Annotated in this window: 15 protein-coding genes; 9 read left to right on the forward strand and 6 right to left on the reverse strand. The window is 59.6% G+C overall.

The features are described 5' to 3' along the window. The first annotated feature begins 11 nt into the window (after positions 1-11). Positions 12-770 (forward strand): SOS response-associated peptidase, encoded by a 759-nt coding sequence (locus tag ACVWZG_RS04910; protein WP_457405199.1) that lies wholly within the window; start codon positions 12-14, stop codon positions 768-770. On the opposite strand, the gene dprA is transcribed toward ACVWZG_RS04910, so the two are convergent. Then, complete coding sequence (gene dprA, locus ACVWZG_RS04915) at positions 709-1866, reverse strand: DNA-processing protein DprA (protein ID WP_457393726.1); 1158 nt, start codon at positions 1864-1866, stop codon at positions 709-711. The two genes, ACVWZG_RS04910 and dprA, sit on opposite strands and share 62 nt — an antisense overlap. 139 nt (positions 1867-2005) lie before the next feature. Between dprA and ACVWZG_RS04920 the strand changes: the two genes are divergently transcribed. Both ACVWZG_RS04920 and ACVWZG_RS04925 read left to right on the forward strand, forming a co-directional pair. Then, complete coding sequence (locus tag ACVWZG_RS04920) at positions 2006-2191, forward strand: hypothetical protein (protein ID WP_457384116.1); 186 nt, start codon at positions 2006-2008, stop codon at positions 2189-2191. Continuing rightward, complete coding sequence (locus ACVWZG_RS04925; RefSeq protein ID WP_457405201.1) at positions 2184-3638, forward strand: sodium:solute symporter family protein; 1455 nt, start codon at positions 2184-2186, stop codon at positions 3636-3638. Before ACVWZG_RS04920 ends, ACVWZG_RS04925 begins: the two co-directional genes overlap by 8 nt. 24 nt (positions 3639-3662) lie before the next feature. Here ACVWZG_RS04925 and ACVWZG_RS04930 read toward each other — a convergent pair whose 3' ends face one another. Continuing rightward, positions 3663-4487: a CPBP family intramembrane glutamic endopeptidase gene (locus ACVWZG_RS04930; RefSeq protein ID WP_457405203.1), complete on the reverse strand. Its 825-nt coding sequence runs from the start codon at positions 4485-4487 to the stop codon at positions 3663-3665. A gap of 14 nt (positions 4488-4501) precedes the next feature. Continuing rightward, positions 4502-4783, reverse strand: coding sequence for an ATP-dependent Clp protease adapter ClpS (gene clpS, locus ACVWZG_RS04935; RefSeq protein WP_414333897.1), 282 nt, complete (start codon positions 4781-4783; stop codon positions 4502-4504). A 284-nt stretch (positions 4784-5067) separates the two neighbouring features. On the opposite strand from clpS, the gene ACVWZG_RS04940 reads away from it, so the two are divergent. Together ACVWZG_RS04940 and ACVWZG_RS04945 are read left to right on the forward strand one after the other, a co-directional pair. After that, positions 5068-6795: an alkaline phosphatase D family protein gene (locus tag ACVWZG_RS04940; protein ID WP_457405204.1), complete on the forward strand. Its 1728-nt coding sequence runs from the start codon at positions 5068-5070 to the stop codon at positions 6793-6795. Between the two features lie 239 nt (positions 6796-7034). Next, a complete protein-coding gene (locus ACVWZG_RS04945) occupies positions 7035-7394 on the forward strand; it encodes a hypothetical protein (protein ID WP_099812809.1) in 360 nt (119 codons plus the stop codon). A 55-nt stretch (positions 7395-7449) separates the two neighbouring features. Here ACVWZG_RS04945 and ACVWZG_RS04950 read toward each other — a convergent pair whose 3' ends face one another. From ACVWZG_RS04950 to ACVWZG_RS04960, 3 genes are all read right to left on the reverse strand, one after another. Then, positions 7450-9744: a glycosyltransferase family 2 protein gene (locus tag ACVWZG_RS04950; protein ID WP_457405206.1), complete on the reverse strand. Its 2295-nt coding sequence runs from the start codon at positions 9742-9744 to the stop codon at positions 7450-7452. Positions 9745-9793: 49 nt separating this feature from the next. Continuing rightward, complete coding sequence (locus ACVWZG_RS04955; RefSeq protein WP_457405207.1) at positions 9794-11731, reverse strand: cellulose biosynthesis cyclic di-GMP-binding regulatory protein BcsB; 1938 nt, start codon at positions 11729-11731, stop codon at positions 9794-9796. A 147-nt stretch (positions 11732-11878) separates the two neighbouring features. Beyond that, positions 11879-12280, reverse strand: coding sequence for a cupin domain-containing protein (locus ACVWZG_RS04960; RefSeq protein ID WP_148202691.1), 402 nt, complete (start codon positions 12278-12280; stop codon positions 11879-11881). A 294-nt stretch (positions 12281-12574) separates the two neighbouring features. On the opposite strand from ACVWZG_RS04960, the gene ACVWZG_RS04965 reads away from it, so the two are divergent. From ACVWZG_RS04965 to ACVWZG_RS04980, 4 genes are all read left to right on the forward strand, one after another. Beyond that, entirely contained in the window at positions 12575-14215 is a 1641-nt protein-coding gene (locus tag ACVWZG_RS04965) for a hypothetical protein (RefSeq protein ID WP_457405209.1), read from the forward strand. Then, positions 14212-15342, forward strand: a complete 1131-nt coding sequence (locus ACVWZG_RS04970) for a hypothetical protein (protein WP_414344739.1) — start codon at positions 14212-14214, stop codon at positions 15340-15342. The genes ACVWZG_RS04965 and ACVWZG_RS04970 overlap by 4 nt, the downstream gene beginning before the upstream one ends. A gap of 139 nt (positions 15343-15481) precedes the next feature. Then, positions 15482-16294 (forward strand): hypothetical protein, encoded by an 813-nt coding sequence (locus ACVWZG_RS04975; protein WP_414406626.1) that lies wholly within the window; start codon positions 15482-15484, stop codon positions 16292-16294. A gap of 101 nt (positions 16295-16395) precedes the next feature. After that, on the forward strand, positions 16396-17232 hold the full coding sequence (locus ACVWZG_RS04980; RefSeq protein WP_414351493.1) for a universal stress protein: 837 nt from the start codon (positions 16396-16398) through the stop codon (positions 17230-17232). The last annotated feature ends 17 nt before the right edge of the window (positions 17233-17249 follow it).

A 17249-nucleotide genomic window follows, 5' to 3' on the forward strand; every position in this document is an offset into this window, starting at 1 on the left:
GGGAGACAAACATGTGTGGACGGTTTAGCCTGGGAGTGGCCCCAGAAGTGCTGAGGCAGCATTTCGGCTTGCCGGTGGCAGCCCAAGAAAGGGCAGTTGTCTCCCGGTACAACATCGCCCCTTCTCAGCCGGTGCTGGCGGTGGTGGCGGGATCCCTTCAGCGCAAGGCAACCCATTTTCGCTGGGGCCTGATCCCCGCTTGGAGCCAAGCCGCCAAGGCCGGGTTGATCAATGCTCGTTCTGAAACGGTGGCCGAGAAGCCTTCTTTCCGCGAAGCTTTCCGCCGTCGTCGCTGCCTGATCCCGGCCGATGGTTTCTACGAGTGGGCCGACTCAGGTACGGCCAAGAAGGGCAGACAACCCTACTGGTTTCACCTGCTGGATCGACCGGTATTTGCCTTTGCCGGCATTTGGGAACGCTGGCGCAGCCCAGAGGGGGTGGAGGTGGAAACCTGTGCCATCCTCAACACCGCTGCCAACCGCCTGATGCGGCTTTTTCACGAGCGGATGCCCGTGATTTTGACGGAAAACGACTACGACCTTTGGCTGGATCCCCAGGTGCAGGATCCCAAGCTGCTTTTGCCCTTGCTCCGCCCCTACCCAGCAGAAGCCATGGCGGCTTATCCGGTCAGCACCTATGTGAACAACCCCCGCCACGAGGATCCCGCTTGCCGTGCTCCTATCGGAGAAGCAGTGCAGGGATCCAGCCTCAGCGAGCCCGCTGGTAGCGCATCCCCGGCAGTTGTACCAGCCAGCCTTCCAATTCCATAAGCAGCAGGGTACTGGAAAGGGTGGCAATATCCATCTGGCTAGCCTGGGCCAGGGCATCGAGGCTGAGGATGCCCTCCCCTAGCAGCTGCCAGAGCAGTTGCTGTTGGGGATCGCTGGGGCCAGTGGACGAGGGCTGCTTTAGCACAGGGGATCCCTGGAGGAGGCCCAAGTCTTTCAACAGCTCCTCGATCCCCAGGATCATGCCGGCGCCGTCGCGGATGAGCTGCAGGCAGCCGCGGGCTGCTGCCGTGTCGATGTTCCCCGGCAGGGCATACACTTCCCGACCGTAGTGGTTGGCCAGGTGAGCAGTAATTAGCGCTCCCGAGGTTTCCGGAGCCTCCATCACCAAAGTGGCGCGACAGAGGCCGGCAATGATGCGGTTGCGCTGGGGAAAATGCTCCTTGGCCGGCGGTGTGCCGGGGGGATATTCGCTGAGGATGGCCCCTTGGGCCAGGATGCGCCGGTAGAGAGCTTGATGGTGAGCTGGGTAAACTTTGTCCACCCCCGTTCCCACCACGGCCACCGTCTTGCCGCCGGCATCCAGACAGGCCTGGTGGGCAATGCCGTCGATCCCCGTTGCCAGCCCCGAGACCACCACACAGCCAGCTTCCGCCAGGGCAGCGCTGACTTTCTGGGTCCACTGTCGACCGTAGGCCGTAGGGGCGCGGGTGCCGACGATGGCAATAGCCGGCTGTTGCCAATTGGGACATTCTCCTAGGGCATAGAGAATGGGCGGGGGATCTGGCACCTCCCACAGCAGCGGCGGATAGTCCGGATCTGCAGGCGTGAGAAAGGGGATCCCCGCTTTGAGGGTTTCCTCCAGGATCTGCTCGGGATCAAGGCCAGGACGGGCAGAGACAATAGCCTGGGCCAGGGTGGGGCCAATGCCTTCCACCTGCCGCAGGGCCGGGGCATCCGCTTGCCAAGCCCGCTCCAGGGATCCGAAAAACTCCGCCAGCCGTTTCAGGCGGTGGGGGCCAATCCCCTTGACTTGCGCCCAAGCCAGCCAATAAGGCCGCTCTGGTTCTCCGCGCTTTGGCCCACGGGAAGGCTCCCTCTTGCCAACAGGATCTGAAGGGGAAGTGGAGAAAGACAATTTCAGCTCTGCGCAACAGTGGCTGTATCTTAAATGATTGGCAAAAGGAACGCTTGGCAAAAAAGCAGGAGATGGGCAGATGTCAGGGTTGGATCCCGCCGGTAACCTTCAAGGATCAAGGCAGCTGCGGTTTGGGCGGATGCGCCAAGCTTGGGTGTGGGGGGCCTATCCCCTGCTGTGGCTGTTGACCTGGGCAGGGATCCGCTCTGCCCAGCCGCAGGTATTGGGGATCCCTGCTTGGTACTGGGGGGCAGGGCTGGCCGTGCTGCTGCTGGTGCCCTTGAATCTTTACATTGTGCGCGTTTGCTGGCCTGGAGATGACTGACAGCATTTTAAGTTTGGGTGTGGTGGGGGTGTACTTGCTGCTGCTGGCGGCCATTGGCTTCTGGAGCTATCGCCACAGCGGTCGGGATCCGGTTAGCTACTTTTTGGCGGGGCGGGGTCTGGGATCCCTGGCTCTAACCTTGACGACGCTGGCGACGCTGCTCAGTGCCTTTACCTTCATTGGGGTGCCGGCAGATGCCTATACCCACGGCCTGGGAATCTTCCTGGGGGTGGGGGTGACCACCGCCCTCATTTCGGGGCTGTTTTTGTGGGTGGGCTACCGGGTATGGCTAGCAGCCCAACACTTTGGCTTCATCACCCCTTCGGAGTTCTTCGGCCATCGTTTTCAAAGCCCCCTGTTGGCGTTGTTGTATTGCCTGAGCGCTTTGGTGTTTACAGCCCCCTACATCAGCATCCAGATCATTGGCGGGGCCCGAACCCTAGCGGCTGTCTTGGGGGAGGGGATCCCCTACTGGCCCTTGGCAGTGGTGGTGGCCTTGGTGATCCTGGGGTATGTGCTCTTTGGAGGATCCCAGGCGGTGGTCTGGACGGATGTGGTGCAGGGGATCATCTTGATTCTGGGGATGGGGGTGGCCTTTGTTGCAGTGGCTTTCTCCCTAGGGAGAGAAGCGGGTAGCGAACTGGATCCCTGGCTGAGCTTGCCCGGCCCCCAAGGACGCTGGAGCTGGCAAGGGTTACTCGGCAATCAACTGCTGTTTTTCATGGCCACTCCCCTTTTCCCACAATTTTTCCAGCGCTTTTACATGGCCAGGAGTGCTCATCCCTTCAAGACCCTGATGGTAGTCTGGCCGCTGCTGATTCTGCTGGTCTTTTTCCCGGCAGCTCTTCTTGGGGTTTGGGGCCGCCTGGCTTTTCCCGGCCTGGAGAAAGCGGACCAGATCATGCCCCTGATGTTGCAAACTCTGCCCGGCGGTGTGGCAGCGGTGGTGATTACAGCAGCTCTGGCCGCCCTCATGTCCACGGCAGACTCACAGCTCCTTACGGCCAGCTCGTTGGTAACGCGGGATCTGGTAGTGACCCTCTTTAGACGCCAGCTTTCCCCCCACCAAGAAGAGTTGCTAGGCCGCTGGGTGGTGCTGGGGATCGGCCTAGCTTCCTTTGTGATTGCTCTTAACCCGCCGGGGCTGATTGTGGAGATTGCCACCTGGAGCTTTCAGGGCAACGCCATGCTGTTCCCTGTCTTAATTGCCGGCCTGTACTGGAAGCGGGCTACCCGCGCTGGGGCTGTAGCCGGGGCCCTCGTCTCCAGTGGCCTGACTTTAGGTTGGCTGTCGGGTCTGTTGCCGCGGGCTTGGACAGGGGGCTGGTTACCTGTAATCCCGGCAGTGGTGATCGGCAGTGGGGTGTTAATTGGCGTAAGCTTGCTTACCCAGCCGCCCAAGGAGCAGGTGACCGCCTACTACGAGGAAGGGCCTTGGGGAGAGTAGGTTATTCTTTATCGATCAGCTCAATCAACGCTTTTCCAGGTCTGCCGGTAGCCAGCCAGCTTGAGCCAGGCCGTTGAGAAATGCGAAAGTCCCTCCTAGAAAAAGCAAGCCCATCAGGCCCGCCAAGGGGTTGCCACCAATCCCCGTTAGCCACGCTGGCGCCCTGCCGGTGTAGTCTATCCAGGCCAAGTTGTTGACCCAGGCCATGCCCCAGACCCAACCGGCGTGCAGCCCCAGGCTTAAGCCCAGCTTGTTTTGGTTCCAAGTCCTTGCCTGCACCAGCAGCAGTCCCATTAGCCACAGCCCCGGCAATTGCGGCCAAGTGGCCAGAATTTCCGGCCAAGGCTTGAGGAAATGGGCCACAGCAAAGAGGAAGCTGGATCCCCACACCGCAGTGCTGCAACCGTAGTCCAGCAGCATCTCCTGCAGCAGCCAGCCGCGAAAAAACAGCTCCTCCGCCAGCGCCACCCCCAAGCCCAAAAGCAACCCCAGCAACCCATAGACCAGCAGGGATCCCCCTCCTACCGCCCTCCAACTCAGCCAACCCAGGGATCCCTCCAGGCCAAACAGCAGGAAAAGCCCGCCCACACCTATCCCCAGGCCCCAGAGGATCCCGCCCCGACAGGCCCAACTGCTATCTAGCCCATAGGCAGCAAATCCAGATCCCCACAGCCCCAGCCAGACCAGCAGCAAGGCATACAGGGGCAGCCACAGGTAGGCTCGCGCTTCCGGAAAAAACCACCCCCCCAGCCCGAGCAACGGCAGCCAGGCCAAGAGCGGGATCGCCAAGAAAAGCAGCAGACGCAGCAGAAATGGACAAGCCCTCAGCTTGGAGATCGGCAGGCCCATCCAACCCGCCCCGCCTAGCGTTCCGGCTCAATGGAGCTGGTGAGGCCGTGCTGACGCAACTGCTCACAGTAAAACTCCGCGTGCTCCCGCGGCACCACGATCACCACAGCAACACCGTTGTTGTGGGCCTCTAGCATGATCTCGGTGGCTTGCGGCGGCATCATGGATGGGATCACCTTGACCAGCACCTGCACCACGTACTCCATGGTGTTGACATCGTCGTTGTGCAGCAACACCCGGTACATGGGCATGTGCTTTGGGGTTACAGAAGGCTTGACCAGAGTCTCCGTAGCCACGACGATCCCTCCTTCGGCAGGGTCAACAAGAAGTCTAAGGAACGCAAAACCGCAGAAATGGGGCAAAAGCAGGAAAAACTGTAATGAAATTTTAGCCTTCTCAGCAAGCTCTGTGAAAAGGCCGTGGGGAACCTGGGCGCAGGGGTCAGAGCCGTTAAACCAACCCTAACCCAGCCTTCACCTGCCCACAACCTCAGCTTGGGGGCAAAAGTGCTTGACTAAAAAGGCGATTGGCCTTTGTTGCGGATCCCTTTACATTTGCCTGCGTCCCTGAGGTGGGTCTCATGAGTTCCCTGCGTTCCCGTCGCTTTTTCCTGCAACTGCTTATGTTTGGAGGTGGGGCAGCCGCCCTGGCTGCCTGTGGAGGCACCTCCAGTTCCTCCATTCCCCCCCTGGGAGAGCCTGGATTTCCCCAAGGGGTATTTGCCGGGGATCCCACCTCGGAAGGGGCGGTGCTTTCCACGCGGGTGATCCCGGCCAGTGCAACAGACACGGTTGCGGTGACGTTGCAGGTGGCTGAGAATTCCGAGTTCAACCCCATTTCGCAACAAGTTTCGCTTACTGCTCGCCGTGTGGCGGGCCGCAACTACCGCACTGAGCCAGGCGACTACATTGCTCGTGCCGTCGTCACCGGCTTGAGGCCAGCGCAGCGCTACTTCTACCGGTTTGTCAGCGAGGGGTTTACCAGCCCTGTAGGCCAGTTTCGCACCCTGCCAGCTCCTGGGGATGGACGACCCATTCGCTTCTTACACATCAGTTGTGCCAACGAGCCTCCCTTTCCTATTGGGGCAGCCATGCTGGCAGAAGTCAGCCGCGGCGATATCGATTTCATTTCCTTTAACGGCGACACTGTCTACGCCGATCGCTTCTGGCTGGGGCTGGATCCCATCGGCAATCTGGAGTTCTACCGCAGCCTCTATCGGGATCAGCGGGATCCCAACTATGCCGGGCGGGAGTTCGCGCAACTGTTTGGCCGGACTTCCTTTGTTGTCAACTGGGACGATCACGAGGTGATTGACAACTACAGTGGCCAGAAGGCCCGCGGTGGCCGGGCCACTCAGCTCAACGACACCACCGGGCAAACCCGCGATGTGGAAGATCTCAAGGTGCTCGGCTACCAAGCCTTTTTTGAATACAACCCCATTACCCCCAACCTGACAGATGTGGCCGGTGTGGATAGCCGGGATCGGCTGTTTCGCAGCTTCCGCTACGGGGCCAATGCCGAAGTCTTCATCCTGGATCTGCGCCAGTACCGGGATTTGGCCGCCGTGACCCCCATTTTGCCCATTTTGCCTCCCGGCCTGACCCGGCAGCGCTTTTTGGAGCTGGCTGGCATTCGTCTTACGCCCGAACAGGAAACCCTTTTCTTCGGCCCACCCGGCTCCGAGCAAGCCCTGTTTAACCTGCTGCGCCGCACGCCGCGCACGCTGTTGGGCAATCCGCAGAAGCAGTGGCTGTTCAACGGCCTGCGCAACTCCACCGCCACCTACAAGTTCATCGTCAGCGAGTTTCCCATCACGGTGACCTATTTCCGCTCCAACGATGTTTGGGAAGGCTACTGGCTGGAGCGGCAGGAAGTCATTGACTTTATCGAGAGCAACAACATCCGCAACGTGGTGTTCCTGACGGGCAACAACCACGCCGGCTTCATCGGCCAGGTCAACCCCGGCAGCAGCAACCCCATCTGGGAAGTGTGGACTGGCCCCACCGGGCGGAGCGTTACGGCCCTGAGCATTGACGAGCTGGGCAATCAACTGGGGATCCCCAATGCCAGCCGCCTGTATTACCGGATTGTGAACGGCTTTTTGGCACCGGTGAACCCGACCAATCCGCAAGTGAGCGGGATCCCAGGGGTAACGACGGGCAACTTGCGCTTTTTGGAGCTGGCGGTGCCCAACTACAACGTTATTGAAGTGTCCGGCAGCCGCTGCACCATTCAAATCAAAGGCCCCGCCGGCAATGTCTTGACGGATCCCTTAGGGCGAAGGGGGGAACTGAATTTGCCGCAATGAGAAGTCCGCCAGACCGATGCGGGAGCTTCGCCGGATTTCTGGTCAGAATTAAGGGATCCCTGCTCTACTCGGGATCCCTTTTTTTGTAACTCTTTTTCGCGATTTTCAGCATGAGATTCTTAAGATCCTTAACGTGATCTGAATCATTCGGGAGAAACGGATCTGGGTGCTAGAGTGTGGGCGTTGAGGTGGATCCCTGTAGAAAATCTATCTCCGTTTTTCAGTAGGAGGGCAGTCTTATGGCTTCGGTGCGGGGCTGGTTGGTGGCAAGCTTAATAGGAGCGGCCACAGTTATCGGGGGCGCTGCCGCCTGGGCTCAGAGCCGTAGTTTGTGGCTTCTTAATGGACAATCGACCGTAGTTACAGGCTATTTCTACCGAGGTGAAAACATCTGGGCGCAGTGCGACCAGGATTGCTTCGATGTGGATCTGGTGCTTTACGATGCCAGCGGTCAGGTGGTGGCTGCAGACGAACTGTTGGACGATTTCCCCATCGTGCAGGCGCCCTACGAGGGCAACTTTTCTGTCAAGGTGATCATGGCTAGCTGTCTCCACCCCAGTGGTTGTGCTGTGATCGTAGACTCGGACTACAGCTTCTAGAAGGGTGCTGGCTGTCCTCACTTCGCTGCTACTGCTTAGGAACTCAGTCCGTAGCCTAGGCTGCTTTGTGAGCAGCTTCCTGGACTTTGGCGTGGGTAAACTTGCTCAGCCCGTGGATGGTCTTTTCCCAGTAGAAGGGCTTGGTAAAGAGCTGCCACAGGGCCATGTAAGCTGCCATAGAGTGCAGTTGCCAGTAGATGGGGTTGAGCAGAGCATAGAAAGCCAGATCGTAGTAACCGCGGCGGAAGACCGCGACCAGGTTCAGGTAAATCCCAATGGCGTTGCCCACGAGGAGGTTAAACAAGCCCAGATAAACCAGCCAACTGGGAAATAGGTTTTGCAGCCAATGGGCGCGGGTGAGCAGCCAGTAAATAAACAGCAGCCACATGATGGGGCTGGTGAGAAAGGTAAAGAAGCTGCCGCCAATAAAAAACTGGTAAGACAGCCAGTTCTTCAGGCCCAGCTTGCGCAAGGAGCGCAGGGGGTTGCGGTTGTGGACCAGCCAAGTTTGCATGTAGCCTTTGATCCAGCGGGAGCGCTGCCGGATCCAGTTTTTAACGGCACAGTTGGCCTCTTCGTAGGTGGTGGAGTTGATCACGCCCACGGTATAGCCGTGCTGGCTGGCGCGGATGCCCAAGTCGGCGTCTTCAGTGACGTTGAACGGATCCCATCCCTGCAGCTCCCGCAGGCGGTCAGTGCGAAAGTGGTTGCTGGTGCCGCCCAGGGGGATGGGCATTCTGAGAGTTTCCAAACCCGGCAGAAGGTAATCAAACCAATAGGAATACTCCAAGGTGAACATGCGGGTGAGGAAGTTCTCGTTGCGGTTGAAATAGTTGAGAGCAGCCTGGACGCAGACCAAGCTGGGATCCCCTTTCTGGAAGGCGATGACCGCTTTTTTGAGTTGATCTGGGTCAGGAATATCTTCAGCGTCGTAGATGGTGAGATATTCGCCACGGGCAAAGGCCAGGCCGTAGTTGCAGGCTTTGGGTTTGGTCTTGGGCTTGCTATCCGGTACCAGCAGCAGGCGCACGTAGCGGGGGGGCTTGGCAGCTCGAGCTGCCTCAATGGTGTCTCGGTCGTTTTCCTCCAACAGAATAAGCACATCTAAGCGCTCGTGGGGGTAATCCAGCTTAGAGAGAGACTTGATCAAAATCGGCATTACTTCCGGCTCTTTGTAGACCGGCACCAGGATGGTGTAGATGGGCAAGGTGCGGTCATCGAGGGCGGCCACTTCCTCATCGGTAATCTGGTGGAAGCGATCGGCGGATCCCACTAGGCTGAGCAGCAGTTTGAACAGGATCGAAGCGACGTAAAAAAGATTGATCAGCAGCACCAAAATGGTCAGAGTCGTCCAGGGAGCAGTGGCCAATCCCCAAAGCAACAGCAGCAGCAGGCCATAGCCCACCGCAATCTGGGAGGGGGTAAACACCCGCGAGGCCGATTCTTCTGGCAGGCGGGCCATGAGCTTGTACACCGCTTCTTGGCTAAACTGGGAGCCCTGATCCTGGCTGAGAAGCTGCGTGATATCCTGCTCGGTGCCCAGAACTTTTTCAATCCGCAAGCCTGGCCGCCAAGCGTAGAGGATCTCATCCACCACCCAGTCCAGGGGGTCGTTCACCATCACCGTGAGAGTGTTCTGATCCGTCCAGGCCAAGGGATAGAACAGGTGACGCATCATCACCTCAGGATCAAACTGTTTGCTCAAAGCTGGATCTCGATGAAGCAGCCCTGTCCCTATCAATTCAGACACTGTCGGATACCCTAACAACTGAGTGAGAATGCTCAGGTACTCCGGCGTGGAAAGGTAGCTGAGCCGGGTCAAAAGCTGACCTAGGCTGGATCCGGTGCGGCGACGAATGGCCAGAAGATCCTGCCATTGTTCCAGAGTAAGCCGACTGCCTACCAGCTCTGCCGTCAGCTTGCGTTCAATGAGGACGGTCAGAATCTGTTTTTCGGTGGCCGGGATCTCCCAAATCCGATCGGCTTCGGGGCAGAGGCGCTTGACATTTTGCCAGACAATGGGATGGCCCGGCTCCTCGGTAGCAACCACTACGGTTCGCGGGTCGAGCCAGCCACAGGGCAGAAAGCGCACCGGCACCAGATCGATAGGCTCGATCAGCCAAGGCAGCTCTAGGTCGAGGGGATGCTCGAGCAACCAGCTCCTCAGCTTGGGCCGATCCAAGATCTGACAGCAGAGGCGAGCAAACTGACGGGGGTGCATTGCCCTCAAGCTCCAGAGGGCCCGCGGCAGGGAACAATCAGCTTGTTTTTGATAGCGATAAGCCTTTGCCAACTGCTCCTGGGTTAGACAGCCTGTGCGCACCAACCAGTATTCGATAAGCGTTAACATAAGCTCAAAATCAGATTAATTCTAGGCGAATCTTAGGTTCTCGCTTGGCTTAAGAGGGGGTTGGCGGCTCAGGTTGCCGGGCCAAACGTCGATAGGTGTCCCATGCCCCCACAGCCAGCAGGATGGCCAGCAAAAGCACCAGCCAAAAGCGGTATTGCCACAACAAAAGCTGCCAACTGAAGCGACCGGGGTAGCGCACTCGATAGCCTGCCGGCGTGAGATCCCAGCTCTGTACTTGGGTGAGATCGGGGGCAGCGGCATAGGCGGTGAGCACGTTTCCCTGTAGCTGGTTGGCCAGGCGGGTGCGCGGATCGGCAAGGCCGCGGCTGAGGCGCTCTGCCAAAGCCGGGTCAGATCCCCACCAGGAAAGCCAAAGGTTCGGCTTACCTTTCAGGAGAAAGTACTGCAAAAGGCCGAGGTTTTCTTGAGGCTGAGCGGCCAAGGCCACCTGCTGGTTCAGGGGATTGATGATTTCAAACTGGGATCCCAGCCGGATGGGGCTGTTGAGCTCCACCTGCTCCGGCCCGGCCACGATTATCTGCCAGGCAAAGTTCTCTGCTTGGAGTTGGGATTTCCCCTCCGGCAAAAACTGGAGGGTGGGCAACAAGGGCTGTGCCGACAGACGACCAAGGGCACCCAAGAGATAAGCAGTAGCTGGCAGCAACTGGGGATCCCCTACCCACACTTGGCCGGATCCTCGAAGCACCGCCGGGATCTCCTGCAGCTCGCCAGTGGGGGCTTGGTAGCCGCTCCAGATAAAGCCAGAGCTATCCGAGCGCACTTGTAGGGTCAGCGGAGTCAGGGATCCCTGGCAATTACCGGGGCTGGCGCCATAGTCAAAGCGGAGCTCCAGTTGATTAAAGCGGCGCAGCAGGCGGGTGGGCAGGGTCACAGTTTCGTTGAGCTGGGTGCGGCCTGTCAGGTTGTAGGTGCGCAACAGAACGCCATTCAAGAACACGTAGCCGGTGAGGCGATCCCCCACTCGGCCATCCACCGGGTTCATAATGACGTCTAGTTGCGCCGCCAGATCCCGCGGCCGCCCCCCCAATTGGGACAGGTTGAAGTTGAAGACCAAAGACTGGCTGCCAAACCCCCGCAGCAGCGGATCCACAATACCCAACTCCCGCAAGCTAAGGCGGTTGGCCCTGAGCGCTCTCTCCAGATCCGCCACCCTTGTCACCTGGATGCCGCGGCTGACCAGCCCCGCCCGCTTCCATTCTTCATAGAGAGCAAGAATAGCTTCCCGGCGGGCGGCCACTCGCAGGCGGGATCCCTCTGGGGTAATTTGATGCTGCAAGTGGGGGGTGAAATTGGCCGGCTCTAAGATCACCTGTGCCCCCTGCTTCGGACGGTTGCTCCACAGGATGGGCGTTTGCGGAAACAGGTGAGAAAGGAGGCTGTACAGCCACAGAGCTGCTTCCGCCGTCTCAGAGGAAGGATTGGCCGGCACTACCAAAGTAACCTGAGGATACAGCCGGCCCAGAAAACCGGCCACCGTGGCATCAGGAGCGCGGGGCACCAGCTCAAAGAAACTATCCCGCCCTACCGTCAGCAGCAAATTGCCGGTATTCAAGTCGGCGCAAATATCGTCGCTGATGCTCAGGAAAGGCTGCACCGACAAGGTGATAAAGCGCTCGCCAGCGGCCAAGCTGGGGATGGGCACTCGCACCACCGGCTCCTGCCGCAGATCTTGCACCAGGAAGATACCCGCCAGCTCGTCATTGATCAGCACCCGCACCGTGGACGTAGGTTTCAACACCGGCGAGGGATCCAGGCGCAACTGCACAAAGCTGGCCTCAGGGTCAACACCGTTCAGGGGGGCAGGGATCCCGATATCTAGACGCGGGTTAGCTCCTTGCAGCAGCACCGAGCGGTCGTAGCCCAGCCTTTGCAGAGAAATGACTTCCGCTGCGTGGACAGCCGTCGGCCCGCAACACCAAAGCAAACCGGCAACCCACAAAGCCCACTGCCTTGCCTTCTGCGTCACCTTGACCCCCTCTTGCTTATCCCTCACTTGTCTAGTGCAGGCAAGCCCCTTGGCCTACCTGACCCAGGTTTGCCCGACATGCAGAAATCTGTAAGCTTTCGGGGTCTGTACGCACAAATCGTGGATTCGGATGCCCAGGGGATCCCTTTACTGGCGGGCGTAGTCATCCTCAAAGCGCACAATGTCGTCCTCCCCGAGATATTCCCCGTTTTGCACCTCGATCAACACCAAGGGAAGGGTGCCGGGGTTTTCCAGGCGGTGCTTGGTGCAGGGGGGAATGTAGGTGGACTCGTTGGAGCTCAGCAGCATCACCTCTTCTCCACGGGTAACCTTCGCTGTGCCCCTGACCACGATCCAGTGCTCGCTGCGGTGGTAGTGCATCTGCAGGCTGAGCCGATGGCCGGGCTTCACCTCGATGCGCTTGATCTTGTACATCGGGCCTTCATCCAAAACCCAGAAGGATCCCCAGGGACGGGTCTCTGCTTGAGAGGGCACTAGCTCAAGCGCTGGAACTGCTGCTTCATTCACGTCCCGCACAGCCTGCAACATAAGATCATGTCCTTGCAAAGTCGTCCCCATCCTCTCTCAGAATCCGAGACCTCCTCATCGACAATATGGCTGAATTGGCCTACGCCAAAACTCGTAGAAAAAGACTCTCAAGACAGGGAATGCTAGTCTATCCCTGTGTCCAGTGCCTAGACACGTCAGCCCATCCCCACGCCCTACTTGAGACATGTTCTCATTAACACTAAATAGCTCTTGAGGCTCGATTGGCGATTTAACCAGTTACCCTCCAATTAATCTCCAATTAATTCTAAATTCTTGAAGCTACTGAAGTAACCCATGTTTCTCAACAGGCTCAGGGCTTTCTTGCGGCTCTTCGGGTCTACCGGGATCCTGTTTCTGCTGCTGGCTAGCCTTCTGTGGGGTTTGAAGGAAGGCTGGAGCTGGGTGAGCTTGGAGATGCAGTTTCTTGGCTATAAGGGATCCGTAGCGGCCTTGGGGCCGGATCCCCGCCTGCCCGTCGTGGGCACCACTTTTCCCCCTTCGCTGGTGCTGGCTACGGCCATTCTGGGACGATCCCCGCTGTTGCTGCAGACCATCTTGGGCTCTTTGCTGCTGGGCTGGACGTGGCGGCAGTTGCGCGGCTTGCCGGTGGAAGTGGGATGGCGCTGGCTGTGGGGTTTGTTGATGGTGGTGCAGCCGACTTTGATCTTGATGCTGCTGCGCAGCCCTGTTTGGACAGCCACAGCAGGGTTGGTGGGGGTGAACATGGCCCTGCTGTTTCCCTTGAGTAAAGAGGAGCAGGCCAGGGCAGAGACTGCGGCGGATTCTGGCGAGCTGCCCGTTGCGCTACGGCTACTGCTCATTGGGCTGGCGCTGGGGCCCCTGATGGTGCTGCGCTGGGAAAGTGGGTGGCTGCTGCCCTGGGTGGCAGGGGTGCTGCTGTTGGCTTTTCGCAAACAGTCCTGGGGTTTTCGGCTGGCTTCGCTGCTGGTGGCAGGGTTTATCAGCCTGGCCCTGATGTTGAGCTGGCTGTACGTGAACTGGCTGTCGGCAGGGGATCCCTGGGCTTTCACCTACCAGGTGGGCAGCGGTCTGCGGCTGCCGCAATTGCGGGAAGACTTGCAGCAGGCGGGTGGCTGGCGGGGGGTGCTGGAGGCTGGGAAATGGCTGGCGGTGCTGGCCCCTGCCTATCTGCTGTTGGGGCTGGGATCCCTGCTGGGCCGAGGCCCGGGTCGCTGGGTATGGGCTCTGGTCTGGGGGATGCCGCTGGTCATCCTGCTGGCTTCTCTAGGGCAGGGGCTGTTTTTGCGGGAGCTGAGCCGCTTTGGCCTTTTCTGGGTGCCGCTGCCTTTGCTGATGGGCGCCTACTTGTGTCGCGGAGCCGGCCCCGGCTGGGCTAAGCGCCTGTTGATCACTGCCCTCTTGGGGTTGAACTGCCTCACTGCCGGTTATGGGGTGAGCCAAGAGCCGGGTTTCCTCATGCCCCTGGTGGCCGAGGAGCGGGATCTCTGGGAGCGGCTGGTGGCAGGGGTAGTGCCCCTTAGTGGCGAGTTGGAAGCTGCCCAAAACCTGTATGAAGTAACCTCTGCTGGGCAAGCCCTAGAAGACTGGCGGAGGCTGCGGCAGGAAAAGCGCCAGGTTGGGCAGTATCTCTATCGCCACCTGTTGCCCGGGCGAAAAGTGCTGGTGGACGACGACATCCACTTTGAGGCTATCTTTTGGGCAAGGGATCCCCGCTCTTTCCTTACTCCTCACCAGTACGAGTTTGCCCTGGCCCTTCAGCATCCCCAGGAAAGGGTGGACTACCTCTTGGTAGCGGGGCTGGCGGATCCCTTGCGGAGCGCCGATCGCATCCTGCAATTTTGGCCTGAGCTCAATTTTGAGGGGCTGCCGGGCTTCAGGGAGGTTTATAGCTCCCCCCAAGTGCGGCTGTGGGCTCGCCAACACCAAGAGGAACCGCAGGAGGAGAGGAGATGAAAAGGAGACGATCCTGGCAGCGGCGACAGGTGCTGCAAGCGGGCGGAGCGCTGCTGGCTGCCTATGGGGTTGCCGGCTGTGGCCAGGAGTTTTTGAGTCAGCAGGGGAGTCGCAGCCCGGAAAATGCCGAGACGGGAAGCATGAACTTGTCAGAGCTGCTGGCCCGCTGGCAGGTGGGCATTGGCGAGGATCCCGGTCGCTTCCTCTGGGAAATCGAGTCGGATCCGCAGGTGGCGGCAGTGGCGCAGGGGTGGGATCCCCATTTCCTGAGCGGTTGGCTCAACAGCTTTGATCACCGCCAGGGGGATCTCTCCTTTTGGCGCAACTGGCACCAGGCCGGGCTCTTGCGGCAGTGGTTTGAGCGGGGCTATACCCTCCACATCATCACCTGGGAAGACGACACCCACCGCCCCTGCGGCGATTACCACATCTCCAAGCAGTTTGTCCAGGATGTAGCCGAATTGGCCGGCTATATCGCTCAAGCCAACCCCCAAGGCCGCCCTACCTATTGGAGCCTGGCCACGGAGTTTTCCTATTGGCGGATCCCAGCAGATACCTACAACGCCGACACTGCTTTCTACTACCAAGCCCTAATGCGCAATGTCCTCACAGCCCGCCAAGCCATCAAGGAGCGGCTGCCGGCAGCCGAAGTAGCCCTGTGCTGGGGGGGCTGGATTGCCACCTTTGACGACCCTTCCCGGGGGGCAGGCCGCAGCATGGTGGAGCCCTTTGCCGAGACCCTGAGCCGGATGGACGGGATCGCCTTCCAGTCGATGCGCCAGCGGCGGCCAGGGGAGTTTAACCCAGAGCTGAACGGCCCGGATCCCGGCAACCCAGAGCAAATCCGCCTCTGTTGCCGCCTGTTTTCCCCCATCCACTCCAACCTGATGTTGGCCCACTACGAGCCCTCCATCAAAGACAAGCACCCCAGCGGCGGACGGGCCGACACCGTCCATACAGACTTTCAGCTCATGAGCCAGCCGGAGTGGCTGCGGGAAGTGTCTCAACTGGGGCTGCGGCACCTGTCCTTGATGCACTACGGCCTGTATAAGGGGGATCCCTTCGGAGCGCTGACCGCCGCTCGCCAATTCCGGGCACAGGTGGGCCTACCGGCTGCCACCTCATAGTTAGCAGTCGTTCCAAAGCCGGTTTTGTCCCGGATCTTGGCCCAGAGCTTGATCCTGGGGATACAATCCCCCTGAAGCTGCCGGGATCCCTGCCATGGAGAAGCTGAGATTTCTAAGGGCAAGCCTGCTGGCGAGTCTGGTGGTTAGTGCAATGCCGCCGGAGCTGCCGGCCTGGGCAGGATGCGGTTTTCCCCGCGGTGCCGGCAAGACTTTTTTTTCGCTGCAGCCGGAGGTCTATCGGCCTCGCACCCGCTTTGATCAGGGGGGACGCCTGCAGCCGGCCCTTTCGGAGTACGGAGAAACCCGCCTCAACCTTTTCGCCGAGACTGGCCTTAGCGATCAGCTCACTCTCAACCTCAACACCAGCTACGTTTTCATCGAAAATCGCTTTGCCAGCGGGGCTGACACCGTTACCCAGCGCAACCAGGGCCTGCGGGATCTGGAACTGGGCCTGCGCCATACTTGGGGAAACGGGGATCCCTTCTTCTCGGCTCAGCTAACGGCCTTGATCCCGCCGGGATACGCCACCCGAGACATCCCCCTGCCCTTGGGGTACGGTGTTTTCGGCTACGATCTCAAAGTTGGGGTGGCGGCCAATACCCAGTTGGGATCCCTGCCCGCCTTTTTCGACTCCTGCCTCACGTTCCGAGATTACTTGGGCTATCCCGGGGATCGGGTCAAGGCCAACCTGACCTTCGGGGCAGACCTGACTCCTGAGCTGCAGGCCATCCTGGCCCTGGATGGGGATTTTACGTTGGGCAACGGCGCGCCTTTGTTGTTCGGGGATTTGGCCGTTCAGGATCCCGACTACGACAACCTCAAGCTTTCGGGCCAGCTCAACTGGCGGTTGGAGGGAGGGTTAACGCTGGGCTTGGGAGGGTTTCAATTCTTGACCGGCCGCAACACCAACGCCGGCGGCGGCTTCACCGGCTATGTGTGGCTAAGTTACTAAAACCCAACAAAATGTTGCAGGACATCCCCTACGGTAACAGGGATCCGCAGGGGCAGATCTAGGATGAGTCTTGGCAAACTACGGCCCGGAGAACGGATCCCATGTCTCGATTTGAGAACCTCATTGCCGCCATCGATGGCAGCGGCCCCACTGAGCAAATGGTGCATACCCTTCTGTCTCTGCCGGCCTTTGCCCAATGCCACGTGACATTGCTGCATGCGGTGCCTTCCCAGACCTCTGCCGAGGAGATGCGGGCTGCCTGGCAAAAGGGGCAGGAACTGCTGGCCCAAACCCTGCAGACTTTCCCCCCCCGCCCAGGGCTAAAGATCAGCACGCAACTGGTGGAAGGGGATCCCAAGGTGGTGGTGCTGCAGGTGGCCGAGTCCCTGCCCAATCCGCTGATTGTGATGGGATCCCGGGGGCGCAACCGCATCATGGCCATTTTGCAGAACTCGGTGAGCCAATATGTGTTTCAGCTCGCCTCCTGCCCAATGCTGCTGGTCAAAGACGACGCCTACGTCAAATACCCCAGCCATGTCATGGTGGCCCTCAACAACTCCCCCGCTGCCCAGGCCGCCTTTGCCACGGCCCTTGACTTGATCTCCGGCATTCAAGGGGCCCAGATCTTCCTGGCCTCTGTGCAGTTGGATGCCGACAACCCAGGTAGAGATGAGGCCCTAGATCGGGCAATCGACATCCTCAAAAACCGGCAAATCGGCCACCAGGTGTTGACGGCTGTCGGGGATCCGGCTACGGAGATTGTCCGCCTGGCTGAAGAAAGCAAGGCCGATCTGCTGGTGATGGGATCCCCTGACCGCCGACCTACCATTGCCCGCAGCATTCCCGATTTGGATCGGCTGTTGGGGCGTTCCATCTCTGACTATGTGCGGGTGCACATCGGCTGCCCCGTGCTGATGGTGCGTTCCGTCCAAGACTAAACAGGACTCAAGAGCGA

Source organism: Thermostichus sp. OS-CIW-33, assembly GCF_054059615.1.

Bases quoted from the DNA above. Each gene is read 5' to 3' on its own strand.
- ACVWZG_RS04940 (WP_457405204.1), top strand. From the start codon at position 5,068: ATGAGTTCCCTGCGTTCCCGTCGCTTTTTCCTGCAACTGCTTATGTTT.
- ACVWZG_RS04910 (WP_457405199.1), top strand. From the start codon at position 12: ATGTGTGGACGGTTTAGCCTGGGAGTGGCCCCAGAAGTGCTGAGGCAG.
- ACVWZG_RS04965 (WP_457405209.1), top strand. From the start codon at position 12,575: ATGTTTCTCAACAGGCTCAGGGCTTTCTTGCGGCTCTTCGGGTCTACC.
- ACVWZG_RS04980 (WP_414351493.1), top strand. From the start codon at position 16,396: ATGTCTCGATTTGAGAACCTCATTGCCGCCATCGATGGCAGCGGCCCC.
- ACVWZG_RS04925 (WP_457405201.1), top strand. From the start codon at position 2,184: ATGACTGACAGCATTTTAAGTTTGGGTGTGGTGGGGGTGTACTTGCTG.
- ACVWZG_RS04930 (WP_457405203.1), bottom strand. From the start codon at position 4,487: ATGGGCCTGCCGATCTCCAAGCTGAGGGCTTGTCCATTTCTGCTGCGT.
- ACVWZG_RS04950 (WP_457405206.1), bottom strand. From the start codon at position 9,744: ATGTTAACGCTTATCGAATACTGGTTGGTGCGCACAGGCTGTCTAACC.
- ACVWZG_RS04920 (WP_457384116.1), top strand. From the start codon at position 2,006: ATGCGCCAAGCTTGGGTGTGGGGGGCCTATCCCCTGCTGTGGCTGTTG.
- ACVWZG_RS04970 (WP_414344739.1), top strand. From the start codon at position 14,212: ATGAAAAGGAGACGATCCTGGCAGCGGCGACAGGTGCTGCAAGCGGGC.
- ACVWZG_RS04960 (WP_148202691.1), bottom strand. From the start codon at position 12,280: ATGTTGCAGGCTGTGCGGGACGTGAATGAAGCAGCAGTTCCAGCGCTT.
- ACVWZG_RS04945 (WP_099812809.1), top strand. From the start codon at position 7,035: ATGGCTTCGGTGCGGGGCTGGTTGGTGGCAAGCTTAATAGGAGCGGCC.